At 67.6% G+C, this 24220-nt stretch carries 17 protein-coding genes and 1 pseudogene; 6 read left to right on the top strand and 12 right to left on the bottom strand.

Translation table 11 applies throughout. From position 1 onward, the window contains the following. Positions 1-154 precede the first annotated feature (154 nt). From SPI01S_RS04740 to SPI01S_RS04720, 5 genes are read right to left on the bottom strand one after another with little or no spacing between them, the layout of a single operon-like run. On the bottom strand, positions 155-1195 hold the full coding sequence (locus SPI01S_RS04740; protein WP_066718832.1) for a c-type cytochrome: 1041 nt from the start codon (positions 1193-1195) through the stop codon (positions 155-157). Beyond that, a complete protein-coding gene (locus SPI01S_RS04735; protein ID WP_066718829.1) occupies positions 1192-1782 on the bottom strand; it encodes a cytochrome c oxidase assembly protein in 591 nt (196 codons plus the stop codon). The genes SPI01S_RS04740 and SPI01S_RS04735 overlap by 4 nt, the downstream gene beginning before the upstream one ends. After that, complete coding sequence (locus SPI01S_RS04730; protein ID WP_066718826.1) at positions 1779-2159, bottom strand: hypothetical protein; 381 nt, start codon at positions 2157-2159, stop codon at positions 1779-1781. The genes SPI01S_RS04735 and SPI01S_RS04730 overlap by 4 nt, the downstream gene beginning before the upstream one ends. Next, on the bottom strand, positions 2156-4672 hold the full coding sequence (locus tag SPI01S_RS04725; protein ID WP_066718823.1) for a cbb3-type cytochrome c oxidase subunit I: 2517 nt from the start codon (positions 4670-4672) through the stop codon (positions 2156-2158). Before SPI01S_RS04725 ends, SPI01S_RS04730 begins: the two co-directional genes overlap by 4 nt. Then, positions 4669-5640: a cytochrome c oxidase subunit II gene (locus SPI01S_RS04720; RefSeq protein ID WP_066718821.1), complete on the bottom strand. Its 972-nt coding sequence runs from the start codon at positions 5638-5640 to the stop codon at positions 4669-4671. Before SPI01S_RS04720 ends, SPI01S_RS04725 begins: the two co-directional genes overlap by 4 nt. 123 nt (positions 5641-5763) lie before the next feature. Between SPI01S_RS04720 and SPI01S_RS04715 the strand changes: the two genes are divergently transcribed. Together SPI01S_RS04715 and SPI01S_RS23335 are read left to right on the top strand one after the other, a co-directional pair. Next, positions 5764-6066 (top strand): hypothetical protein, encoded by a 303-nt coding sequence (locus SPI01S_RS04715; protein WP_157084555.1) that lies wholly within the window; start codon positions 5764-5766, stop codon positions 6064-6066. 2 nt (positions 6067-6068) lie between these two features. Next, on the top strand, positions 6069-6224 hold the full coding sequence (locus SPI01S_RS23335; RefSeq protein WP_169804458.1) for a serine aminopeptidase domain-containing protein: 156 nt from the start codon (positions 6069-6071) through the stop codon (positions 6222-6224). 248 nt (positions 6225-6472) lie between these two features. Here SPI01S_RS23335 and SPI01S_RS23415 read toward each other — a convergent pair. Beyond that, positions 6473-6601 (bottom strand): annotated as a pseudogene (locus SPI01S_RS23415) (IS3 family transposase); the annotation flags it as partial. Positions 6602-6920: 319 nt separating this feature from the next. Between SPI01S_RS23415 and SPI01S_RS04710 the strand changes: the two are divergent. Together SPI01S_RS04710 and SPI01S_RS04705 are read left to right on the top strand one after the other, a co-directional pair. Then, positions 6921-7634, top strand: coding sequence for an acetylxylan esterase (locus SPI01S_RS04710; RefSeq protein WP_245653471.1), 714 nt, complete (start codon positions 6921-6923; stop codon positions 7632-7634). Positions 7635-7642: 8 nt separating this feature from the next. Then, complete coding sequence (locus tag SPI01S_RS04705) at positions 7643-9088, top strand: family 43 glycosylhydrolase (protein WP_066718817.1); 1446 nt, start codon at positions 7643-7645, stop codon at positions 9086-9088. Between the two features lie 57 nt (positions 9089-9145). Here SPI01S_RS04705 and SPI01S_RS04700 read toward each other — a convergent pair whose 3' ends face one another. From SPI01S_RS04700 to SPI01S_RS04675, 6 genes are all read right to left on the bottom strand, one after another. After that, positions 9146-10117 carry an alpha/beta hydrolase gene (locus tag SPI01S_RS04700; RefSeq protein ID WP_066718814.1) on the bottom strand — a complete coding sequence of 324 codons (972 nt, stop codon included), beginning with the start codon at positions 10115-10117 and terminating at the stop codon, positions 9146-9148. Between the two features lie 54 nt (positions 10118-10171). Then, entirely contained in the window at positions 10172-12655 is a 2484-nt protein-coding gene (locus SPI01S_RS04695) for a glycoside hydrolase family 9 protein (RefSeq protein WP_245653470.1), read from the bottom strand. 273 nt (positions 12656-12928) lie between these two features. Further along, complete coding sequence (locus SPI01S_RS04690) at positions 12929-15610, bottom strand: glycoside hydrolase family 3 C-terminal domain-containing protein (RefSeq protein WP_245653469.1); 2682 nt, start codon at positions 15608-15610, stop codon at positions 12929-12931. An 80-nt stretch (positions 15611-15690) separates the two neighbouring features. Then, complete coding sequence (locus SPI01S_RS04685) at positions 15691-17631, bottom strand: sialate O-acetylesterase (RefSeq protein WP_066718808.1); 1941 nt, start codon at positions 17629-17631, stop codon at positions 15691-15693. A 16-nt stretch (positions 17632-17647) separates the two neighbouring features. Then, positions 17648-19189 (bottom strand): tryptophan halogenase family protein, encoded by a 1542-nt coding sequence (locus SPI01S_RS04680; protein WP_066718805.1) that lies wholly within the window; start codon positions 19187-19189, stop codon positions 17648-17650. Between the two features lie 79 nt (positions 19190-19268). Beyond that, positions 19269-22169 carry a TonB-dependent receptor gene (locus tag SPI01S_RS04675; RefSeq protein ID WP_066718802.1) on the bottom strand — a complete coding sequence of 967 codons (2901 nt, stop codon included), beginning with the start codon at positions 22167-22169 and terminating at the stop codon, positions 19269-19271. A 233-nt stretch (positions 22170-22402) separates the two neighbouring features. Here SPI01S_RS04675 and SPI01S_RS04670 point away from each other — a divergent pair, with 233 nt between their 5' ends. Both SPI01S_RS04670 and SPI01S_RS04665 read left to right on the top strand, forming a co-directional pair. Continuing rightward, positions 22403-23089: a SapC family protein gene (locus tag SPI01S_RS04670; RefSeq protein ID WP_066718799.1), complete on the top strand. Its 687-nt coding sequence runs from the start codon at positions 22403-22405 to the stop codon at positions 23087-23089. After that, positions 23086-24099, top strand: coding sequence for a cupin-like domain-containing protein (locus tag SPI01S_RS04665; protein ID WP_066718797.1), 1014 nt, complete (start codon positions 23086-23088; stop codon positions 24097-24099). Before SPI01S_RS04670 ends, SPI01S_RS04665 begins: the two co-directional genes overlap by 4 nt. Positions 24100-24220: the final 121 nt, after the last annotated feature.

The raw sequence follows: 24220 nt of genomic DNA, 5'->3' as shown, positions 1-24220 counted from the left end.
ACGGCCGCCTATGAAGCACACGATCAGAAAAAAGGAATTCCTCGCGATTTCCGCCAAGCGTGAACCCGCTCTGGCTTTTAACTACGTGACCTCGGCTTTGGCGGAGCGATGGCTTGAGCAGCTGCACGACCGCGGCACCTATAGACTGGTCACGCTATTCCAAAGTATTTCCAAGATACGCCGCCACTCGATCTATCATTGCTTCCGGTATGCGCCGCGCGATCACCGGCATGGTCGCCTGCGACTGGCGGGCATCCACCTTCGTGCCGTCGCCGCGCATCTGCCAAAGCCGTGCAGCCAGATAGGCGGGCTTCTGCCCGGCCAGGACGGGATAGGGCTTGCCCGGTGCGTGGCAGCTCGAACAGGCAGGCAGCTGGCGATCGGGCAGGCCGCGCGCGACGATGCGCTCGGCATCCGCGTCGCGGGCCTTCGGCGCTTCCCCCAGTCCCGGCAGACTGGCGAACCGCCCGGCCAATGCGGTTGCATCGGTGTCGCTCAGCAGCGCGGCGGCGTTGGCCATCACGCCGCTGGATCGGTGCCCGTCACGATAGGCGCGCAGCGCCGCCTCGAGATAGGCAGGGTTCTGCCCGCCAAGGACCGGAATGTCGCCCTGTCCGCGGCCCCGCCCATCAGCGTCGTGGCAGCCGGCACAGGCCTCGAACCGCGGCGCGCCGGCGATTCCGGCAATGCCGCCGGTCAGCCGGGCATAGTCGGCCGGTGTCATCGTCGGCAGGCGGCGGACGAAGGCGACCATGCGGCGGATCTCGTCCGGGCGGTCGCGCGCCGGCCAGGCGGGCATGCCGCTGAACTTCACGCCGTGGGCGATGATCCAGAACAGCTCGCGATCGCTCCACTCCTTCGCGGTGCGGGCAAGGTCCGGCGCGGGGGGCGTCGCCGCCTGGAACACCGCGCGCGGCCGCATGCCGGGGGCGCCGTGGCAGGCGGCGCAGCTCGCGGCGAAATGGCCGGCGGCGCTCACCAGACCCTGGGGATCGGCCGCCGCCTTGGGGCTCTCCAGCGCGCTGCGGGTGCCCACCGAGTTGCGCATCACCCAGTGCAGGAACCAGTTGGTGATCGGCCAATGCCCGCTGGATGCGGCGACGTTGATCGCGCCCGACCAGCCGACCGCCAGCGCCAGCGCCACGATGCCGGCGAACGCCAACACCACGCGTTTCCAGGTGATCCGGATCGTCATGCCCGCGCCTCCTGCCGCAACATTGTGGCCAACAGGCCCAGCCCGCCGAGGAAATAAGCCGCGCCGCCCACGAGCAGCATCACCACGCCGGCAAGCTGCTGGTCGGCGAGCGGCGCCAGCCCCCAGGGTGCCGCATGCGCCATCGCCGGATAGAGCGGCCGCGGCGCCAGCCCGATCAGCGCGCCGAGCAGCGTCATGTGCATCGAGGTGAGCAGCAGCGCGCCCACCCCCATCGCCCGCGCGCCCGGTGCCAGCACTGCGCTCCACAGCAGCACGCCGGCGGCGAGGAAGCTGGCCTGCTCGAGCGCGAGCAGCAGCGCACTGTGCGCCGCGGCGGTACGCAGCGCCGGCAAGTGCCAGCTCCAGACCACGCCCAGCTCGACGACGCTCATCGCCAGCGGCGTGATGATCCGGGGCAGGCGCCGCGCCGGATCAACGCGCGTGCCGGCAATGCCCAGCGCAACGCACGGCGCCGCAACGGCGACCGCCAGCATGTGGGCCGCCATGTGCCCGGTCATCCCCTGCCCGGCGAGCATCCAGCCCAGTCCGAGCAGCGCGGCCCCCAGCGCGAGGGGTACGGCGCTCATCGGCAGTCTCGCAGGAACAGCACCGGCAGCGCGGTGAAGACGACGCCGATCACGCTGAGCCCGGCAAGCAGCAGGGTCGCATAGGCGAGGAAGCGCAGCCGATCGCTGTCGGTGCCGGATTCGTGCGGCGGGTGGTCGCCGGGGATGCGCGCCTGCACCCAGGCGATCCAGCCCGAGGCGAGGATCACCAGCAGCGCCGCCGCCGTACCGCCCCAGAAGATCGCGGGCGCGTCGACATAGCGCCCGGTCTTGGCGCAGCGCACCGCCGCCCACAGATAGGAAAAGAGGAAATGCGCCGCCCAGCTCGTCGGCGGCACGATCAGCGTCCACAAGGTGACGCGCAGCGCGCGGAAACGCTGGTGCAGCCGCCCGATCATGCCACCTCCGGGAACAGGCCCAGCGTCGCCCAGGCGACAAGCGCGGTGAACAGCAGGAAATGCTGATAGAGCGTGACGTTGCGGATATCGGCGTCATGGGTCGGCGTCGCCCGCCGGGCGAGGCTTCGGGCCAGGGCGTAGAGTTGCCCGATCACGCCCACGCCGGCATGGGCGACGGTCCACGCCGTCAGCGTCCATACGATCGCGGGATAGCTGTGGAGCGTCGGATCGAGGTGCGACAGCCAGGGGCCGGCCAGTCCCGCCGGGATCGAAGCAAGCCCGGCGAGCGCGCTCAGGGCCAGCAGCAGCCGCGCTGCCATGACCGCGCCGCGCCGGTTGGTTTCCCGCGCGGCGAGCGTCGCGGCCCAGCCCAGCACCATCAGCGCCAGCGCCGCCATCGGCCAGAACACGCCCGGCCCGGTCATGCCCGGCGGCGGGAAGCTCGGATGCACCGTCCAGAAGAAGTAATAGCCGAACACCAGCCCCGAAAAGGCCGTCGCATCGGCCATCATCGTGATGAACATCGCCCACCAGCCGGGCGCGAGCGGCCCCGCCACATACAGCGGCAGATCGATGCCGTGGCCGATCGGCTTGCACGGCTTCTCCGGGATCTCGGCGGTGCGCCACAGCCAGGTGAGCACCAGCGCCAGCGTCAGCACGGCAGCAGCGAGCGCGAGCCAGTAGAGGTGGTAGGTGGTGAGAATGAACACGCCGCCCAGCGCCGCCGCCGTCGCCATCGGCACGAAGGACGGCGTGGGCAGCCGCATCACCGCTACCGGCTTGGCGTCGAGCACCGAGGTGATCAGCGATTCGCGCCGGCCTTCCTCGGCATCGGGCAGGAAGAAGCGGCCCTCATCGACCTTGCGGACGAAATCGGGCTGGTCCCAGATCGGATAGCGGCTTTCGATCAGCGGGATCGAGCGCACGCCCCATGGCTCGCCGCTGGGGGTCGCCAGCCATTCGAGCGTGCCTGCGTTCCACGGATTGCGCGGCGAGAGCGGACGCCAGGGCGAGCGGAGCAGGTCGATCACGATCAGCAGCACGCCCCCGGCGAACAGGAACGCGCCGATCGTCGACGCCATGTTCAGCCCCTGCAGCCCAAGTTCGGCCGGATAGGTGAACACCCGGCGCGGCATGCCCATCAGCCCGGACAGGTGCATCGGGAAGAAGGCGAGGTTGGCGCCGGCGAACAGGATCCAGAAGGCAGTGCGACCGATCCGGTCGCTCAGCTGCTTCCCCGTCACCAGAGGCCAATAGTAATAGAGGCCCGCGAACAGCGGCATCAGCGTACCGCCGATCAGCACATAATGCAGGTGCGCGACGACGAAATAGGTATCGTGCGCCTGCCAGTCGAACGGCACGATCGCGACCATCACCCCGGTGAGCCCGCCGATGACGAAGATGGCGAGGCTGCCGGTCGCGTAGAGCAACGGCGTCGAGAAGATCACTCGCCCCGCCGCCAGCGTGGCGATGAAGGCGAAGATCTGGATGCCCGTCGGGATCACCACCGCCTGGCTCGCCGCCGAGAAGAAGGCGAGGCTGATCTTGGGCAGCCCGGTCGCGAACATGTGGTGCACCCACAGCCCGAAGCTGAGGAACGCGGTGCCCACCGCCGCCAGCACGATATAGGGATAGCCGAGCAGATGCCGCTGGGCGAAGGTGGGGATCAGCATCGCGAACAGCGCGATCGAGGGCAGGAAGATCACATAGACCTCCGGATGCCCGAAGATCCAGAACAGGTGCTGCCAGAGCAGCGGGTCGCCGCCCCGGCTGGCGTCGAAGAACGGCCAGTCGAGCAGCCGCTCCATCTCGAACAGCAGATCGCCCGCGATCAGCGGCGGGAAGGCGAACAGGATCATCACCGCCACGACCAGGATGTACCAGGCATAGAGCGGCATCAGGTTGAGCCGCATGCCCGGCGGCCGGCATTTCAGCACGCCGACGATCAGTTCCACCGCCGCCGCCACCGACGAGACTTCGATGAACGACAGGCCCAGCATCCAGATATCGGCACCGAGCCCCGACAGGTCGGTGCGGGTGGTGAGCGGCGGGTACATGAACCAGCCGCCATCGGGCGCAGCGTTGAAGAAGATCGAGCCGAGCACGAACACCCCGCCGATCAGGAAGCTCCAATAGCCGAAGGCGGAGAGCCGGGGGAACGGCAGGTCGCGCGCGCCGAGCAGCTGGGGCAACAGGATGATCGAGACCGCCTCGAACATCGGCACCGCGAACAGGAACATCATCGCCGAGCCGTGCAGCGTGAACAGCTGGTTGAAGGTATTGGCGGAGACCAGGTCGTTCTCCGGCACCGCCAGCTGGGCCCGCATGATCAGCGCGAGCACCCCGGCGAACAGCATGAAGACGAAGGCGGTACTGGTGTACCAGGGCCCGACCGCGTTGTTGTTGCTATCGCTCCAGCGGCGCAGCCAGCCCTTGGGCGGCGCCCACACGGCGCGCAGCCGCTCCTCCTGCGCGCGGCGCAGCTGGGGATCGTCCTGCGCGTGGAGGCTCATGGCAAGGTTCCCAGATAGCGCGCGATCGCGCGGGCTTCGGTTTCGGGCAGCTGCGGATAGGCGGGCATCCGCGCGCCCGGCTTCACGGCGGCGGGTTCGCGCAGGAAGCGCAGCCGCGCCGCTTCGGTGTTGGGCAGCGTCCCCGCGCCGATTGTCGCGCGCGCCGCCAGATGGGTGAAGTCCGGCCCGATCGTGCCAGCTGCCGCGGTGCCGCGGATCGCGTGACAGCCGCCGCAGCCATGCTGCAGGAACAGCGCCGCACCGGGAGCCGTGCTCGCCACCGCCGGGCGGCGCTGCTCCACAAGCCAGCGATCGAACGCCTCGGCCGGCATCGCCACCACGTCGAACGCCATCAACGCGTGGGACAGCCCGCAGAATTCGGTGCATTGTCCGCGAAACCGTCCCGCCCGGGTGGCGCGTACCGGCAGTTCGTTGGTGCGGCCGGGGATCATGTCCATCTTGCCGGCCAGCCCCGGAATCCAGAAGCTGTGGACGACGTCGCCCCCCGCCAGCCGGAACAGCACCGTGCGGCCAACCGGGATGCGGATCTCATTCGCGCTCACCACCGCCGGGCCGTCCGCCGGCCGATAGGCCACCCGCCACCAGAATTGCTCGCCGGCCACGTCGATGCGCAGATTGGCGGGGGCGACGGCGCGTGGTCGCATATAGGGCAGGCTGAACACGAGCAGCGCGGCCAGCACCAGCGCCGGGATCAGCCCGCCGGCGATCAGGATCAGCCGTTCGCCGCCGCGCAGGCTCAACGCTCCCGGCCGGGCGCGCACCGCCCAGGCCATCAAGCCGGCGACGCCGGCGGCGACGAGTATGCCGCCCGCCACCATGACCAGCGTGATATGATTGATGTCCGCCGCTTCCTCGCCGAACGATGCGAACACCGATTGGTGACGGTTACAGCCTCCCATCGCCATCGCCCAGAAGACGATCGCCAGCCTTCCTCGCCTGCTGGTCATGGCTTGCATGCCGGCGAACTACCCCACAGGTCCCCAGCGCGTCCATCAATTGCCTGGAACATCTTGTAATTTATTGTTGCGGCAGTCTGCCGCGACGAATTTCACTCGATCCGTTGGATGAATATGCCAGCTAAGGACGAGCCCGGCATCGATCCGGCGACGACCGAGCGCGTGACGGATCCCGATTATGGCGCGTCGATCGAGCGCATCTTCCGGCCGCGGCTGGTCGCCTTCGACTGGAACTGTCCGCAACATGCCCTGCCGCGGTTCAGCGCGCACGAGATCGCGACAGCAGCGCAACCACTGCACGACCGCCTGGCCGCGTTGGAGCGGAAAATGCCGAGCTACGCGAGCAACTGGCACGGGGGCGCGACTGACATCGCGTCAGTACCAGTGGGTGGCCGAGCAGTTCGTGGCCAGCCATAACCGTGGCGGCGCTGATCCGCGCGGGGGAGCGACTGGGCCGCGACTTCTCACAGGTGACGACTCCGGTCCTCATCCTGCACGGCACCGCCGACCAAGCGACGCGGTTCCGCGGCAGCCAGCAATTTACGAGGCAACGGGAACCCGGGATAAAGCGCTGAGACTCTGACGAGGGGGCGTATCACGATCTTCTATCCGATATCGGCAGGGAAGCCGTCATCGAAGACATCGTGTCGTGGATCGCGCAGCGCTTGCCCGACGCACCGCACATTCCGCCGCGATACGGGGCATGAGCAGGCCTTGCAGCATCGCCACCCGCTCCGACAAGGCCGCGCTGTCGTCCGCCAGCCTCCTCAATCCCGTGGCCATCCGCCGGTGGTTGCCTAAACTTGGCAACAGGACCTGGAAGCCAGCGTTGGTTGGGCCTCTGCGGGATCGCCATTGGTGCCGGCGTGCCCGGCGCGCGGTTGCGCCCGCCACGCTTGCCTGCCGTCAGTCGTTCCTCGCGATACGGTTGGTACAGCTTCTGACGGTTCATGCCAGCCGCTGGTAGCCGAACCGACCAGGCGACGAACGCTGCCGCGGCGTCACGCCCCCATGGCGGGTCCTGTTCCGGGTACCCGGTGCGCGATGCAACAGCCGCAAACTGGTCGGAGAAAATCAGATGGCGCAGTGATCCAGATCATCCTTTATCCCTTGCCTAAATAGCGAATATACAAAGCCAAAACATGCGCGCGCTCAGGCCGTGAGATCCGCCGACGTTTCACAGTTGACGGCGCACCGTCACGCCGCATAGCCATGCTGTTACCGATAACAATGGCGACCATGGCGAGTCGTCGGGAGAGGAGACACCGGCAATGGGCATGCCCCCTTCCGCAGCCTTTGGCTGCGCGATCGCACTCACCTTGCTGGCCCCTGCGGCGCTTCCTGCGCAGACGGCCGGCATGGTGGAGGAGAAGCTGCCGCCGCCCACCGGCCTGGCCCCATATTTCATGCCGGTATCCGCAGCGGCGACCGCGCCGGATGGCGATGGCTTTCTGCGTCGCTGGCTGCTGCTGGAGCCGGTTGTGAAGCCCAACCGCACCAATGCCGGCTTCACGCCCAGCTATGTTCGGGACGTCCTGGCGCCGGCCACTTTTCCCGGCCGCTTCGACGCAGTGCCTCGGGACGGGGAGAGCGTACAAGGAGGGCTGCGCTGGCATGCGCTTGATTCCAGCATGTTCGACATGAAGCTCTTCTATCTGGCACAGGGGCTCGGCAAGCCGACCTATGGCGTGATCTTCTGGGCGGTGACGGTGGTCCACGCACCGCGCGAGATGCGGGGCGTGCGACTGGCGCTGGGGTCCAACTCGGCGTCGCGCTGGTGGCTGAACGGGAACGACGTGGCCGGGCTCTACGGCGATCGTCGGATGGTGATGGACGATGTGCTGTCACGACCGATCACGCTGCGGAAAGGCCGCAACGTCCTGCGCGGTGCAGTGATCAACGGCCCGGGCCTCAGCGATTTCTGCGCGCGCTTCGTCGATGCCGACGGCAAGCCGATCCGCGACATCCAGATCGACGTGAAGTGAGGAACGCCATGAAGATCGCTGCCCTGCCGCTCGCCGCGCTGTTCCTGCTCGCGCAACCGCATGTCGCATCCGCCCAGCTGGCGGGCGAGCCCTTCATCCACGATCCTTCCACCATCACCTATTCGGACGGCCGATGGTGGACCTTCGGCACCCGCGGCGGCGGTCTGGTCTCGGAAGATGGCTGGACCTGGCGCAGCGGCGGCGAGCGGCCCGGCGGCGGCGTCGCGCCGGACGTGATCAAGATCGGCGACCGCTATTACGTCGCCTACGCCGTGGGCGGTGGCGGGATGAACGGCGGCCACGCCAGCGACGTGAAGGTCATGTGGACCCGCTCGCTCGATCCCAAGTCGCCCGATTTCGCCTATCATGAGGTTGGCACCGTCGTCTCCACCAATGGGCTGGAGCCTGCCGACGCGATCGATCCTGCCTTCCTTTTCGCCGAGGGGCGGCTGTGGCTTAGCTACGGCACCTATTACGGCTATATCCGGATGATCGAGCTGGATCCCAAGACCGGCGACAAGATGCCGGGGAACACGCCGGTCGACGTCGCGATCGACATGGAAGCCACCGCGCTGATGCACCGCGACGGCTGGTACTATCTGCTCGGCACGCACGGCACCTGCTGCGACGGGCCGAACTCCTCGTACAACATCCGCGTCGGCCGTTCGCGCAGCCCCACCGGGCCGTTCGTCGACAAGATGGGCATACCGTTGCTGAAGGGCGGCGGCACGCTCGTCGTCGCCGGACGCGGCCGGCAATATGGGCCGGGGCATTTCGGCCTGCTCGACCTGGGCGACAGCGTCGAGAAATTCTCGATGCACTATGAGTCCGACCTGGATCGCGGCGGGCGCAGCGTGCTCGGCATCCTGCCGCTGCTGTGGCGGGACGGCTGGCCCGTGACCGGCGAAAACGTGCCGGCGGGCACCTATGAAATCCAGTCGGAGCGCAGCGGCGGCGCGCTGGAACTCGCGGTCGATTTCGTCCGCATGCCCTTCGACGTGCGGCGCAGTTTCTTTGCTTCCCCCGGCGATCCGACGGGGCCAATCCCGAACCAGACGCTGGCGGAGAACCGGGCGAGCTGGCCGGCGGGGGCGGTAGAGGTCGACCTGGGTGACTATATGATCCGGTCGCACCAGCAATGGACGGTCACGCCGGCGGAGGGCGCGGGCGGCGCCTTCGGAGCGCCCTACTACAAGATCCTGATCACGGGGACCGAGCGTGCCCTTGCAACGGGGCCGCAGGGCAGCCTGCAGGCGGTGCCGGTCTTCACCGGCGCACCCGAGCAGCTGTGGCGGATCGACCAGCTGACCGACGGCACCTATCGGATCATGCCCAAGGCGCAGGACGATGGGAAGCATCCCAAGGCACTGGTCGCGATCGGCCGAAGCACGCCGGCACTGACGACGTTCGATCCCGCGAGCGACGCGGGGAAATGGCGGTTCCTGCGGCCGTGATGAAGCGGGACCGGCAGGGCTAAGCTGCCGGTCCCGTCGATCAGCTACGAGCTCGGCTCACTTCGCCGGCTTCATCCATCCGTGCATCGTCAGCCAGCTTGCGAATGCATCGAACCAGCCGGTGCTGGTCGTCGTCTTCGGGTACATGCCGAAGCCATGGCCGCCCTGCTCATAGAGGTGGAATTCCACGGGCTTCTTGGCCGCCTTCCACGAATCGATCAGGCCGAACCCGCCGCTGCCGAAGAAGGGGTCGTCGGCGGCCAGCGCAACGAAGAGCGGCGGGGCGTCGGCGGGAACGGTGACGCTGGCGAGCGGGCCGTAGATGTCGCCGATGAACGCGGGCTTCGCGTCCTGCCCGGCGAGCGCGGTCGCCATGGTGAGCATCGCCCCGGCGGAGAAGCCGACCATGCCGACCTTGTTGGGATCGACGTGCCATTCGGCCGCCCGCCGTCGGATCAGCGCGAACGCCGCGCGTGAATCGGCGATCTGCGGGGCCAGGCCGGCCATCATCTGGTCGGGATCGGGGCGGGGCGGGCGTGCGGCAGTGGTGGAGAACATCTCCGCCATCGATCGTTCGAAGGCACCCATTTTCGCCGGCGTCTGGTTCAGGCGATATTTGAGCACGAAGGCGGCAACGCCCCGCGCGGCAAGCGCCTTGGCGACGTCCCAGCCCTCGTTCTGCATCGACAGGGTGCGGAAGCCGCCGCCGGGGGCGACCACGACCGCGGCGCCGGTCGCCTTCGCGGGATCGGGAAGAAACGGCGTCAGCGTCGCGACCACCACGTTGCGGGCGAAGACGCTGCCATATTGGCTGTGCCAGGATTCGGGATTGGTCCCGCCGGGCAGCGGGCCGGTCCCGAGTTCGATGGCGGTCGGCTGCGCGGGTGTTGCGATCGGCTGCATCTTGTCTTGCTGCGCCTGGGCCGGAACCGTCCACGCGCACGCGAACGCCGCGCCGATCAGGATGGCGCGCCGCCGGAGCGAGGTGCGCCGTCCGCGGCTTGCCTGCAACTTTTCTGGTCCTGTCATGTACCCTCTCCTGTTGTTGGATTCTTGGCCTGTCGTGCGAAGGGCGTTTGCCCCCTAGTGCATGGGCTCCGCCAGCCGGGCGCCTGCGTTCGCCAGCGCGAGGTACATGGCGCCTTCCGGCACCACATATTCGTTCTCGCCCCAGAAGAACGGCCAGTCGTCGCGGTTCTCGGGATAGTCCGGCTTCAGCAGCAGCACGCCGGGCACCACACCGCCCGGGATGAACGAGAAATCGGCGCGGTTGCTGCCATAGGCGACTTCCTTGGACAGCGCGCCGACGCCGGAGACCAGCGATCGATCGGATGCCGGATGATGGCCGTGCAGGAAATCGAGCGCGCGCGTGACCGGGGACGTGTCCACCAGGTCGGGAAAGGCGCGGTGCAACGCATACCCGGTCAGGCCGAAGTTCAGCACCGCCCCGCTGCCGGCCCACCCGCCTGCGGTGATGGGCACCCCGAACGGGTTCTCCTTCATCATGGCCTGCGCCTTTGCCGCCCATTCGCGGACCGCCGGTTCCAGGGTAGCGCGATACGTGGCCGGCATGAACGGCAGCGCCTTGGCCATCGTGGTGGCGGTGAACGCGAAGCCGCGCAGCATCGCCGGGGTCAGCGCCTGCACGCGCTCGGCGTAGCGCTTGTCGCCAGTGGCGGCGAGCAACTCCACCGCCGCCGTGAACTCCTCGACCTCGATCGGCCCGCCCGTGGTGTTGCCGTGCTGGAACAGGTCGGGCGCGTGGCTGTGCTCGTCCGCCCAGATCTTCTGGGCCATCGCCAGGCATCGCCTGGCAAAGGCGGCGTCGCGATCCTTCCAGGCGCGGTAGGTCGCGGCGAGCGCGGCGGCCGAGCCATACTCCAGCGCGGACGCCTTGCTGGTGAAGGCCCAGCGATCGTCCGGCGTACCGCTGCGGCCGCCCCGCGCGTCGTACGCGCGCTCGAACGGCTTGAGTTTCGGGTCGTAGACCAGCCCGTCCGTCTTGCTCGCGGCGTCGCCGAGATGGGTATATTGGCCGACATCGGGCTCCACGATGCCGTGGATCGCATGGCCGACGGCATCCTGCTGGGCGAGCAGCTGCAGGCTGCCGTGCCGGATCTGCTGCAGGATATCGGGCGTGCCGTCCGGCACATGCATTTCGACCCGCCGCGCGTCCCAGTCGACCGAGACCGTGTCGCGGTCGATCCCGAAGCTTTCCCACGCATCCACCAGCTGGCGGATGACCTGATACTGGGTCTGCGTGCGGATATCGAAGTCGCCGGCATCCAGCCAGCCGCCGACCGCCAGGCCGGGGATATGCTCGCCGGGCTTGAACGGCGTGTCCGTCGTCGGGCCCTGCCGGTACAGGTCGATATGCTCGTGGTTGAGCGGCGCCTGGCGGGCATCGTCGCGGTGCGGATCGCCGTGCCACACCCGATAGGCCTCGTTCACCAGAACATGGTCCATGGCGATCGGCAGGTAGACGTCGTTGGTCAGGTTCCAGAGGTTCTGCAGGACGCCCGGTCGGATGGGGAAGGGCGCCGTGCGGGTTCCGGCGACCTCGATGGCATAGGTGCCGGGCGTGGTGACCGTTGTGAAGTCGAGCTGGAGGTAGCGGTAGCGGAGATAGCGGCCCCATTCGCGCGCGGGGGCGGTGCCGACGGGCACGAACCGGCCGGTGGCATCCAGCTTGAGCAAGCGCGGCTGCAGCTTGCGGCTGTCGTCGCGGTCGAGTTCGATCGTCGCGATCTTGGGGCTCGCCGGCGTGTAGCCGACTTGCGAATGCCCGATCACCGGCGGCCGGAGCCAGCCCCGGACGCTGTTCGCATCCAGCGTCCATTCGATCACCCGCCCGGTTCGGCCGGCGGGCAGCAGCTGGCGCACGACGAACCAGCCATTCTGCGCCTGGTTGCGCCCGTCGAACAGCGCCAGCGCGCCTTCGCGGGTGCGGATCGCCACGCGCCGGGCCGGATCTTCCGGCGCGAGCACCAGCGCGGTGCCGCTCGCGAACGGCAGCGGCTCCGCGCCGGGGCCGTCGCTGCGGCCGCTCGCCGCGTTCCGCTCGGGCGTCAGCGCCATCGCGTCGGCGGGGTATCGTGGGAACAGCGCCGCGGCGCCATCCACGGTGTAGCTGTGGTGGAAATAGGCGGAGGGCACGAATTCCAGGTTCAGGCCGGCCTTGCCGACCTGCGAAGCGGGGAGCGGCGAGTCCAGCGATACCGACAGCACGATGCTCGCCCCGCGCCGCTCCGCGCGCACGGTGTACTGGAAGTCCGGGTATTTCATCACCGCCTCGATCACCCCCGCGACCTTGTCGACCCGGCGGGAGACGAAGGCGGCGGCGGGGTCCCACTGGCCCGGCGTGGCGGCGAGGCGAACGTCGCCGTTGGTCGCGGTGCGGATGCCCTGCTGGATCAGTTCGACGCCGCTGATCTTGGCGTCGGCGAACAGCCCCTCGTTGACGTTCGAGAATACGAGCCAGTTCACGCCCGGCGCCTCGAAATAGTCCGACCTGTCGAGGCGCAGGGTCGTCTGCGCCGCTGCCGGAACGGCGGACGACAGAAGCATGGCAAGCACCAAGGCCTTTCGATGCGTCGGCATCGGCTCTCCCCTAATTCATTGTTATGTGAGCGCTACCATATTCGGGTTTTTGAACTTGGCAATGATCTCGCTGAGGTTGCTGTTAATAAATGGAAGATAGAATCACCGGATGGCACTTTGCAGAGCCCGGTAATAGGCCGCGAAACGCTGTGGACGGTTAGGTGCAAACTCCGTCAACTCTGCTGAAATGCAGATAGCTGCTGCAGGCCTTGGTTGCGGAGGTGGTCGAGGGCACGAGTTTCATTTGGGCAGATCGGGTGATTGATCGGCCGTGAAGCCGGCGGTCTGGCCCGCTGCTCCGGTGCCCGGCTGCCCGGAGCCAACAAAGACGCGATAGGCACCCTTTGCGACGCGGCGCCGGCCCTCGGGCGAAACGCTGCTGAGGTCGCGGGGGGAAAGCTCGAACACCAGCTCCTGCTTCTCGCCGGGCTTGAGCGACACGCGCTGGAAGCCGCGAAGCGCGACGCGCGGGACGCCGGGCACATCGGGGAAGGAAAGATACAGCTGCGCGACGTCGTCGCCGGCTCGCGCGCCGCTGTTGGTCACGGTCGTGCGCACCCGCAGCCCCTTCTCCGCGCCGCCCCGTTCCGGCGCGAGCTTGAGCGGCGCATAGTCGAAGCGGGTGTAGCTGAGCCCGTGCCCGAACGGATAGACCGGGGTGCCGCTGAAGTAGCGATAGGTGCGACCCAGCATCGCATAGTCGCCGAACGCCGGCAGATCGTCGGTGCTGCGATAGAAGGTGAGCGGCAGGCGACCCGAGGGGTTGGTGCGGCCCGACAGGATATCGGCCACCGCCTGTCCGCCCATCTCGCCCGGATACCAGGCCTCCAGGATCGCCGCGGCGTTGTCCTTCGCCCAGGCGAGGTTGATCGGGCTGCCGTTCATCGCGACGACCACGACGGGCTTGCCGGTGGCGCGCGCCTGTTCGAGCAGCGCGCGCTGATCGGCGGGGATGTCGAGCGTCGTCTTGTCGCCGCCCTCGAAGCCCTCGACCTTCACGCCGGTTTCCTCGGCTTCGAGGTCGGAGGTGAGGCCGACCACGGCGACGAGGACGTCGGCGGATGCGGCGGCGCGCTTCAGTTCGGCAGCGGGCGTGGGCGAGACGCGCTTCCAGACCAGGTCCACGCCGGCGCCTTCCACGCGAATGGCATAGCGGCGCCCCGCCGACAGCGTCAGCGTCGTCATGCCGGGCAGGTCGTTCCAGCGAGCCTTGCGCCGATCGGAGATCGTGCGGCCGTCGAGCGTCAGCGTTCCACCGGCGCCGGCGAGACCCACGCGATAGGTGCCGGTTTCGGGGGGCGTGAGGAAGCCGGTCCACACGGTCCGGTGTACGTCCGCCACGGTCGCGAGGTCGAGGTTGCGATCGCCGACGTCCGGCTCGGTCCGCGTGACGACGGGATCGCGCTGGTAGACGACGCTTTCGACCAGCTTCTCGCGGGTGCCGGGGGCGAAGCGCGCGGGAAGGGGCGTGACGGGGTTATAGTAGCGGGCGAGCACGCCGGGCTTCCCGTCTGGCGTCGTCAGTGCCGAGGTCGGCACGCGGTCACCGTCGGTTACCGATTCGCCGAAGGGGACGAGGGTGACGTTGCGGCTGCCCAGCGTCGAGCGCAGTCCCTCCAGCACCGAAACCGGCGGGCCGGAGAGCGGCGAGGAATAGTTGCCGCGAAGGACGCGGGTGGCATCGCCCAGCGGCCCGATGACGGCCACGCGAACGCCTGGCTTCAGCGGCAGCACGCCTTCGTTCTTCAGGAGGACCATGGTCTTCGCCGCCGCCGCGAGCGCCAGCCGGCGATGCTCCGGCGCGCCGACGGCACTCGGCGGAACGGCGGGCGGTGCGTCGCTGAGGCCGGCCAGGTCCCCGTTGCGATAGCGCGCGGTGAACAGGCGGACGAGGCTGGTATCGACATCGGCTTCGGTGATCAGCCCGCGGGCCAGCGCCTCCCGATAGCGGTTCTCCAGGCCGGCGGTATCCGACAGCGTGCTGCCGTTGCATTCGTTGTCGACGCCGGTGCGCATCGCCGCGGCGACCGCGGCGGCGGCATCAGGCGCGTATTTGTGGTTGTCGGCGATGTCCTTGACCGCGTCGCAATCGGAAACGACATAGCCGCGGAAGCCCCAGGCGCCGCGCAGATGCTCCTTCAGCAGCAGGTCGCTCGCGCAGGCGGGTTGCCCGTCGATGCGATTATAGGCGCACATGATCGAACCCGCGCGCGCATCGACGATGGCGGCACGGAAGGCGGGGAGGTAGGTGTCCTCCAGATCGTGCGCCGAGATGAACACGTTCGCTGCGTGCCGGGTGGATTCGGGGCCGCTATGCACCGCGAAGTGCTTGGGCGTGGCGATGACCTGCGGGCGCTCCGGATCGGGGCCCTGCATGCCGCGGATGAACGCCGAGCCCAGCGTGGCGGCGAGGAAGGGATCCTCGCCATAGGTTTCCTGGCCGCGCCCCCAGCGCGGATCGCGGAAGATGTTGATGTTGGGCGACCAGGTGTCGAGGCCGGTGCCGATCCGGCCAGTGCGCCCGGTCTGCCGCGCCAGCGTGTGCAGCCCGCGAACCTCCCGGCTGATCGCGCCCGCGACGTCATGGACCAGCGGCGCGTCGAAGCTGGCGGCGAGCGCAATCGGCTCCGGGAAGTTGGTGGCGGGAAGCGGGCCCAGCGCGCCGTGCAGCGACTCCGTCCACCAATTGTAGGCGGGGATGGCGAGGCGCGGAATCGCCGGAGCGACGTTGAGCAGCTGCGGAAGCTTCTCTTCGAGCGTCATGCTGGCGACGAGCGCCCGCGCCCGTGCGATGGCGGGATCCGTCTGATCGTTCGCCGCCGAGGCCGCGCTGTCCTGCCCGCGGGCGAAGGCGGGGATGAGCGGCAGCGCGAGCGCGAATGCTGCAGCCGATGCCATCAGGTGGGTTGCTTTGCTGAACATCAGTCGTTTCTCCGCAGGCAGGTCGCGCACCCGATCGGACGCACGCGGGAGTGGGGGATCGGCTCGCACCTCGCGAGGCGTCATGGGACGGAGAGTTCGAAGGTGCCGACGGGCAGGCGCGCCTCGTCCGCCAGGTTGGTGGCAGGGGCATCCGCCCAGACATAGCGGACGCGGGTCACCGGCTTGCCGTCGCCGGCAAGCGTCACGCTGGCGCCGGCCGCCCGTGCTGCGGCAAAGCGGCAACTCCCCGGCGCGGGGCCGCAGAGTTCGAAGCCGATCGCCTGATCGGAACTGTTCGTATGCAGCGCCCCCGTCACGCCGGTGAAGTGGAGCACCACGCCGCTGCCCTGGCGTTCGACCGAGGCGATGGCGGGGCCTGCCCGGCCATCGCGGGCGCCTGCCAGCGCCGCGCGCATCGCCTGCGCCAGCCGCTGGCCGACGAGCCGCTTCTCGCCCGGGTGAATGTCCGAAGCGTCGCCGATGTCGAGCGTCACCGCCAGCCCCGCATGGGGGTCGGTGGCGGCGACCCGGCGCTGGGCGTCGCGCACATCGGCCCAGCCGCTTTCCGAGGGTGCCGAAGCGGGCGCGCCATAATTGGCGAGCTGGGCGATGACGAACGCCGTCGCCGGGCTGCCGAAGCGATCCCGCCAGTCCGCGATCATCGCGCGCAGGCGCTGGTCATAGCCGGGGATCGCGGTGTCGGATTCGCCCTGATACCAGGCGATGCCGGCCAGGCGGATCGGGGCGAGCGGCGCGAGCATCGCGTTGAACAGGGTGCCGGCGCCGTTGATATCGTCCCAGGGCACGCGCGGCGCGGCACCCGGCACGCGCCTGGCGATCGCATAGCGCCATCCGGTGCCGAGCGGAATGCTGGTGCCGTCCGCGAGCGTGAGCCGCATGGCCTCCACCGGACCCAGCATCCCGCCGAGCGCATAGACGTCGTCGTCATTGACGGTGAGGACGTTGCGCCCGGACTTCAGCGTGCCCGCGGGGAGGACGTAGATCCGCTGCGCGCCGGCAAGGCTGGTACCGCCGACGCCGATCCCGTTGACCCAGGTGCGATCGGCATCGTCGATCATGCCCAGCGACAGGGTGGCGGCACCGCGCGCCTGCGCATCGGTGAGCTCGACCGTGCGCTGGTACCAGAGCATGCCGTTGTAGTTGGCCAGCTCGGGCACGCCCCAGCTTTCGAAATTGGTGAAGGCAGGGACAGGGCGCCAGTCGAGCACGGCATTCGGCTGCCACGGTTCGGAACCTGCAGCCTCGCCGCTGGCGGCGCGCCACCAGGCCTCCCACAGCGTGGAGGTACGTCGCGTCGCTGCCGCGGGATCGCGGGCGTAGAGGGCAAGCAGGTCAGCCTCGTCGGCGAGGCCGCTCCGGCGCAGGGCCGTGTCGCTCATCCAGGCGCTGATCCGCGATCCTCCCCAGCTGGAATGGATCGCGCCCACCGGCACATCCCCGTCGCGGCGCAGCGACTGGACCATGTAGAGGCAGGCGGCGGAGAAGGACGGCGACGTATCAGGGCCGGCGATTTGCCAGACCGGCGACGCATCGAACCGGGCGAGGGGCGCAACCGCCGTCCTCTTGTCCACCGTCAGCAGCCGGAGCCGCTGGTCCACTGGCGCATGCGCCTCGGGGAACAGGCTCTGCGCGTCGCGGACCTTCATCTCCATGTTGCTCTGGCCCGAGCAGAGGAAGACGTCGCCGATCAGGATGTCATCCAGAACCGTGGCGCCGCTCGGCGCCGCCAGCGTGAGCGTGAACGGGCCGCCAGCGGGCAGGGCGGGAAGCTGCGCCTTGAACCGGCCGTCGCGGTCGGCGGCGATGCTCACGCTCCGCCCGGCGAGGCTGATCATCACTGTTTCGCCCGGACGGGCGCTGCCGGCGAGCGTGATCGGTTGATCGCGCTGGATCACCGCATGCGAGGAAAACACGCCGTCCAGCCGCGGCTGGGCATGGGCACCGGCAGCCGCGCACAGGCCCGTCGCCAATGCTGCAAGGCCGATCAATCGCCTGGGCATCCGTCTACTCCGTGGTTCAGATGGGCTGGAGGCCATGTTGGACGATCCGATCGATCAGGGCGCGGTGCTTGGGCAGGCCCTGCAGCAGGCGATCGGTGTAGATCTTGTTCTCGCGGCGAAGGCGCGCCGCCTGGTCCGCATCGCTCTCGAACGTGCCCGGCGGAACCATGGTCCGATGCCCCATGCCGTAGAGAACATATTGGTAGCTCGCCGAGGGAAAGACCTCCTCGACCCGGTCGAACTCGTCGTGCAGCCACGGCGCATGATATTCCCAAAGCGTCATCAGCTCGCGCAGGCGATCGGGAATTGTCTCCGCGCGCTGGTTGTCGCGCCAGAACTCGGTGTCGGTGCGTTTCGTCAGCGAATAGTGGAGCTTGAGGAAGTCGATGATCCGTCCCCAACGATACAGGGTGGTATCGTTGTAGCGCCGGGCGACGGTGTCCATCACTTCGCGGCAGGCGGGAAGCTGTTCCGCGATGATCTTGGCCGAGAGCTCGATCAGCACGATGGCCGAGGCTTCCAGCGGCTCAAGAAAGCCGGCGGCAAGGCCTACCGCCACGCAGTTCTTCTTCCAGAAGGTTTCGCGGTGGCCCGAACGGATGGCGAGGCGGCGGACCGACAGGTCGGATGCGGCGGCGCCGACATAGTCGCGCAGCGCGCGCTCGGCATCGTCGATGCTGGTGTGGCTGCTGGAGAAGACATGGCCCACGCCCCGGCGGGTGGGCAGGCCGATGTCCCAGATCCAGCCGGCCGACTGCGCGGTGGAAATGGTGTGGCTGGCGATGGGATCTTCGGGATCGGCATAGGGCACCTGCATCGCAAGCGCCGTGTCGCAGAACAGCACGTCGCTGCAATCGCGGAAGCCGACGCCGAGCGCCTTGCCGATCAGCAGCGCCGCGAAGCCGGTGCAATCGACGAACAGGTCGCCGTCGATGGTGACGCCCTGCTCGGTATCGAGCCGGTCGATGTCGCCGCTTTCCGTGAGATGCACGTCGGTGACGTCGGCCAGCACGTGCCGCACGCCGAGCGTGTCGCAGCAATGGCGCTGCAGGAACGAGGAGAATTTGCCCGCGTCCAGATGATAGGCGTAGTTCGCCACGCCCTCATATTCCGCGGTGGCCATCGTCTTCGGCGCGAGGCCCGCATCGCATATCCGCCCCTGCGGCGTGACCGCGTCGCAGAAGCTTTCGTTGTCCTCGCCGGCCAGCCAATGCGGCACCAGGTTCGTCTGCGCGAAGCCCTGGGGCAGCATCAGCGGGTGATAATAGCCGTCGTCGGCGGCACCGGTCGTCCAGCGGTTGAAGCGCGCGCCCTGCTTGAAGGCGGCGTCACACTGGCGGAAGAACTCGGTTTCGGAAACGCCGATCTTGCGGAGTGTGGTCCTGAGCGTCGGCCAGGTGCCTTCGCCCACGCCGATGATCGGCACATTGGGGGATTCGACGAGGGTTACGGTGAAGCCCTGCGCCCGGCGCGCCTGGTGGCGGGCCGCGATGACGCCGGCGGTAAGCCAGCCTGCCGTGCCACCCCCGACGATCACGATGTTCTTGATTTCGTGCATAGGTCTGCCCGATGCCGGAACGAGGGGCGGGGTATACGTCAGGTACACCCCGCCCGAGGGTCATTCGTACGTCGCGGTATCAGAACCGATACCGCAGGCCCAGCGTGTACCGCCGGCCATAGTCGAACACGTCCAGCAGCTGGTTGCTGTAGCGACCATGGGTGCTCTGCTGGTTGTTGTTGAGGTTCAGCGCTTCGGCGAACACGCTGAACTGCTTCGAGATGTCATAGCTGGTCGTGAGATCGACCTGGAAGCTCTGGTTCACGAAGGTCGGTTCGGCGCCGAACGACCCGGTATTCTGGTTCTGGCCGAACTGGAGCAGATACTTGTCGCGCCAGTTGAGCGCGGCGCGGATCTGGAAACCGCTCTTGTCGTAGAAGCCGACGAAGTTCGCCGAGTTGGCGAGGCCGGTGACCGCGAACCCGGTCTGCGACCGGTTCTTGTCGTCATAGGGGCGGTTGGTATCGACCAGCGTGGCGTTCGCCTGGAAGCCGAAGCCCGAATTGCCGAAGACGTGCTGCAGGGCGAGCTCGACGCCCCGGACGGTAGCGTCCGGCCCGTTGACCTGCTGCGAAACCGCGAAGCTCGCCAGCTGCCCGGTGGTCGGATCGACCACGTTGTTGATCGACTGCCGGGTGACGCCGCCCACGATGAAGTTCGACACGTTTTTCAGGAAGAATCCGACCGAAAGGTAGGAGTTGCGCTGGTAATACCACTCCGCGCCGATGTCGAAATTGTCGGCGAGATAGGGCTTCAGGTTCGGATTGCCGCCGCTGGCCGTGAGCGCCCCGACACGCTGGCCGCTGCCCACGTTCAGCACCGGGTTCAGCAGGTTGAGCGTCGGACGGGTGAGGGTCCGCGAAGCATCGACACGGAGGATGAGGTTGTTGGTCAGTTCGAGCTTCGCGTCGAAGCTGGGCAGCAGGAAGGAGTAGGAGCTCTTGCTCGTGACGCCCTGGATGTCGGTGTAGGTCGGCACGCTGAGCAGCGTCGGATCGGCGGTGCTGGTGACGATCAGGGTCGGCAGGCGGCCCTGGCCGGTGGCGGTCAGGTTCGTGGTCTCGTTGCGTACGCCCGCGTTGAGGGTGAACGGCATGCCGCCCACGTCGGCCTTGAAGCTGGCGTTGAAGAACAGCGACCAGGTCCGCTCCCGCACGCGCAGCACGCTGCCCGGATCCACGGCCTCGTCGAACGTACCGGTGAAGCCGGTTACGCTGCCGTAATTATAGCCCGGGATGTTCTTCGTCTGCGGATTGCCGAGGCCGGTCAGATATTGCTGATAGGCGACCGGGCTGAAGATGAACACCGACGGGGGAAGCGCCCCGCCGAAGCCGGGGATGAAGTCGTTGAGGCTGATCGAGCCCTGATACAGGCTGGCCGGCAGCGGCGCGATGCCGGTCGTGCGGCCCGAGGGTGCGCCATAGCCGGCATAGGCCTGCCAGAAGTTGTTGGTGAAGGTACTCTGGTTGCGGAAGTTGAACGTGTCCTGATAGACCTGCCCGCCGGCCTTGAGCGTCAGGTTCTCCTGCTTCCAGGTGGCGAGTGCGCGGAATTGCGCGAGGTCGTCGGTGTTCTTCTGCGTCTGGTTGACGGTGACGTGCGAGCCGATCACCGCGGTGTTCGCCCAGCCGGCGGCATTGCCGGCCGGCCCGAAGTTGCTCATCGTCGGGAAGCTATCCTTGCTGTCGCCGGTTACCCGGAAGCGCAGCACGTTGCCCAGATTGCCGCCATAGCCGATGTCGCCGTTCTGGCTGCCGATCGTGTCGCCGGGATTCAGCCAGCTCTTCGCATAGGCGGCGTCGGCCTCGAAGCTCAGATGGTCGGATGCGCTGTATTTGAGGTTCAGGCCGGTCTGGTTGGTCTGCAGGATCTGCTTGTTGAGCGCGGCGGTGAAATCGGTCGGCGTGCCGGCCTGGGTGAAATCGACCGCGGTGCCGTTCTTGTCCAGCGTGACGTTGCGCAGATCGCCCTGGTTGAACCAGACGCCGAACGCGTAATTCTCCTGGGTGATGTTCTGGCGCGAGAAGTTGTTGTCCAGCGTCACCATCAGCTCTTCCGAGGGATGGTACTGGAGCGAGATGCGCGCATCGACGCGCTCGTCGCGGACGCGCTGCTGCTCGGCGCCATATTGCTGCGGGAACCAGCCCGGCAGCGACTTGTCCTGAAGCTGCTGCTGGGTGCAGGCGGCGGTCAGCTGGCAGGGCGAGAAATTGCCGCCCGGCCAACCGGACACATAGACGCGGTTGGTGTCGGTATCGCGGCGCGTATAGATCACGTCGGCCAGCACGCCGAGCGTGTCGCCCGCGAAGGTGTTGCTGATCAGCAGGCCGCCGGTCGGCACGATCTTGTCGGCGCGATCCTGGAGCGAGCCCGACGCGGTGGCTGCCATGCGGAAGCCGGGATGATCGAATGCGTTCGGGAACTTGATGTCCACCGTTGCGCCGATCGAGCTGGACGCGAGCGACACGTCCGGCGTCTTCATGACGGACAATTGCCCGATGAAGTCGACACCCACGGTGCTGAAGTCGATCTGGCGTCCGCCGGTCGCAGTGGAGATGCGGCGACCATCATACAGCGTGGTGTTGAAGTCGCCGCCAAAGCCGCGAACGGTGATGCCGGTGGGCTCGCCGCGCGATCCGGAGCGCTGGATCGACACGCCGGGCAGGCGCTGGAGCGAGGCCGCGACGTTGGAGTCGGGGAACTTGCCGATGTCCTCGGCGGAGATGACGTCGACCACGCCCGACGACTCGCGCTTGATGTCGAGGTTGCGCTGGAGCGACCCGCGCAGGCCGGTGACGATGATTTCGTCCTCGCTTCCGACGCCAGCCTGCGAATCCTGAGTCGTGCCCGAAGACGACGCCGGAGCTTGTGCATAGCTGGGAGCAGCGGCCGCCAGGGCCAGCACGCTGGACGCGCCGGCGAGGGCAGGTAACGTTAACAAAATTTGGCTGCGGACGCGATTCGCGAACGATAAGACCATTTCGGTATCCCCTCTCTGGTCGCGCCCCTTCTGCTTCGAGGGATCACGACGGGTGAACTCGCCAAAAGGACCGGAGTTACCCTCCGAACACCCTGGCTAGTTAGCGGTAACATATCAAAGCCGCGAGGGGATGCAAGTTTATAAGTCGGAGCAAATATCTCCCTTGGCCGCATCGGTCGGGCAGTGCATCACGTTGCCAGAAACACGAGAATGGTTCGACGGAGGGGACGGCGGTGCAACAGTGGGAGAGCTTGAGTTTCGAGCAGCATGCGGAGCTCCGTGTATCGCAAGCGCCTGATGCTGGGCGGCATTTCGCGCAGATTGTGATTTCCGAGTTCGTCTCCGCCGCGCACGAGTTCCCGATCTTCTTCACCAAGCACCCGGAAACGGGATCCTTCTATGCGGGGGTGGTGCTGGGTCTCAAGCCGAACGAGAGTTTGAGCGGCGAAAACGGGCGGCTGACCGGGTATCGGCCGGCTGATCTGGAGCGGCAGGGCTTCTACCTCGTCGACGAGGGAATCGTCATCGACCCGAGCCACCCGGTCTTTGCGGGCCCTGTGGGAGACCTCCTGTTCGACGGGGAGGGCGCACCGAGCGCGGCGCTGCGGCGAATCCAGCATGCGCTTGGGACGCTGCGTGCAGGCCTGCCCGAGACCGATGCCGCAATCAAAAGACTTATGGATCGGAGGCTGTTGGAACCGGTCGACATCCATCTGAACTTTGATGACGGAAGTTACATCCAGCTGGACGGCCTCTACACCGTGAGCCTGGACCGGCTGCAGGCGCTGCCCGACGACGCCGTGCTCGACCTGTTCAGGCAAGGCGATCTGCAGCTTGCCTATGCCCAGTCCTCCTCCATCGCGCATGTTCGCCGCTTGGCCCGTCGGTACAATGATCGGCTGGCAGGGGCCCTGGGGTGAATCCGATCCCCGAAGTCCTGGACGCGACCGCGCTACGCGACCCGGCCGTGTTCCAGGCCGCGGTGATGACGCGCTGCGAGCCTGTGGTGTTGCGCGGGGCAGCCGGACATTGGCCGATCGTCGCATGCGCGGACATCGTGGCGACGGCCGAACAGATCCTCGCCTTCGACGTGGGCAAGGACGCCGATCTTTTCGTGGGAAAGCCCGAAATCGCAGGGCGCTATGGTCATGCCGATGCCGATGTGCGGGCGTTCAACTTCGCGCATCGGGCAATGCCGTTCCGCGAAGCCCTGCGATCCATTCTCGACACCGCAGGCGTGCCGGGCCGCGACACGCTCTACATGGGCTCGCTGACGTCCGAGACGTACCTGCCCGGCATCGAGCGCCTTACGACACTGGCGTTCCTGCCGCCGACGGTGCGTCCGCGCTTCTGGATCGGCCATGAATCCTCGATCGCCTGTCACTATGACACCATGGACAATGTCGCCTGCGTCGTGGCGGGAAAGAGGCGGTTCACGCTCTATCCTCCCGACGCCATCCATGATCTTTATGTCGGCCCGATCGATCACACCATCGCAGGCCAGCCTGTCAGCCTCGCGGCGGCAAGCGGGGCGCCGGACGACCGATACCCGCGGTTCGATCATGCCCGGCACCGAGCGCTGGTTGCCGAACTGGAACCGGGCGACGCGATCTACATTCCGAAGCTCTGGTGGCACCAGGTGGAGGCGACCGGCAGCGTCAACATGCTGGTGAACTTCTGGTGGGACGGCTTCGCCGCCGGGCCCGACCAGCCCTATACGGCGATGCTGCTGGCGATGATCGCCATCGCCGAACGGCCCGCGGCGGAGCGCGCAGCCTGGAGCGCGTGGTTCGATCACTATGTGTTTCGCCCCGACGGCCATCCCCTCGCATTTCTCGAGCCTGAGCAGCACGGCATTCTCGGACCGTTGCGCGATGGCAATTACGGCCGCGTCAGGGCGATGGTGATGCGGCTGCTGCGGCTGGCCTAAAGCATTTTCAAGTTGGCCGTTCACGGTCGACGGCTCGGAAGTGCGGCAATCAAACACCTTCGGCCGATTGGCGCCTCGGCCTCCAGGCGAATGCAGGTCGCTCTCCGGCGGGGACCGCCCC

Source organism: Sphingomonas pituitosa NBRC 102491, assembly GCF_001598435.1.
Taxonomy (GTDB): Bacteria; Pseudomonadota; Alphaproteobacteria; order Sphingomonadales; family Sphingomonadaceae; genus Sphingomonas; species Sphingomonas pituitosa.
The sequence above is the reverse complement of the archived record's forward strand: the minus strand, read 5'-3'. Positions and strand labels throughout refer to the sequence as shown.

What these genes read in the sequence shown, in the direction of transcription:
- SPI01S_RS04685 (WP_066718808.1), bottom strand. Translation starts at nt 17,631, where the DNA reads ATGCCCAGGCGATTGATCGGCCTTGCAGCATTGGCGACGGGCCTGTGC.
- SPI01S_RS04680 (WP_066718805.1), bottom strand. Translation starts at nt 19,189, where the DNA reads ATGCACGAAATCAAGAACATCGTGATCGTCGGGGGTGGCACGGCAGGC.
- SPI01S_RS04690 (WP_245653469.1), bottom strand. Translation starts at nt 15,610, where the DNA reads ATGTTCAGCAAAGCAACCCACCTGATGGCATCGGCTGCAGCATTCGCG.
- SPI01S_RS04730 (WP_066718826.1), bottom strand. Translation starts at nt 2,159, where the DNA reads ATGATCGGGCGGCTGCACCAGCGTTTCCGCGCGCTGCGCGTCACCTTG.
- SPI01S_RS04715 (WP_157084555.1), top strand. Translation starts at nt 5,764, where the DNA reads ATGCCAGCTAAGGACGAGCCCGGCATCGATCCGGCGACGACCGAGCGC.
- SPI01S_RS04740 (WP_066718832.1), bottom strand. Translation starts at nt 1,195, where the DNA reads ATGACGATCCGGATCACCTGGAAACGCGTGGTGTTGGCGTTCGCCGGC.
- SPI01S_RS04695 (WP_245653470.1), bottom strand. Translation starts at nt 12,655, where the DNA reads ATGCTTCTGTCGTCCGCCGTTCCGGCAGCGGCGCAGACGACCCTGCGC.
- SPI01S_RS04705 (WP_066718817.1), top strand. Translation starts at nt 7,643, where the DNA reads ATGAAGATCGCTGCCCTGCCGCTCGCCGCGCTGTTCCTGCTCGCGCAA.
- SPI01S_RS04700 (WP_066718814.1), bottom strand. Translation starts at nt 10,117, where the DNA reads ATGACAGGACCAGAAAAGTTGCAGGCAAGCCGCGGACGGCGCACCTCG.
- SPI01S_RS04710 (WP_245653471.1), top strand. Translation starts at nt 6,921, where the DNA reads ATGGGCATGCCCCCTTCCGCAGCCTTTGGCTGCGCGATCGCACTCACC.
- SPI01S_RS04725 (WP_066718823.1), bottom strand. Translation starts at nt 4,672, where the DNA reads ATGAGCCTCCACGCGCAGGACGATCCCCAGCTGCGCCGCGCGCAGGAG.
- SPI01S_RS04735 (WP_066718829.1), bottom strand. Translation starts at nt 1,782, where the DNA reads ATGAGCGCCGTACCCCTCGCGCTGGGGGCCGCGCTGCTCGGACTGGGC.
- SPI01S_RS04720 (WP_066718821.1), bottom strand. Translation starts at nt 5,640, where the DNA reads ATGACCAGCAGGCGAGGAAGGCTGGCGATCGTCTTCTGGGCGATGGCG.
- SPI01S_RS04675 (WP_066718802.1), bottom strand. Translation starts at nt 22,169, where the DNA reads ATGGTCTTATCGTTCGCGAATCGCGTCCGCAGCCAAATTTTGTTAACG.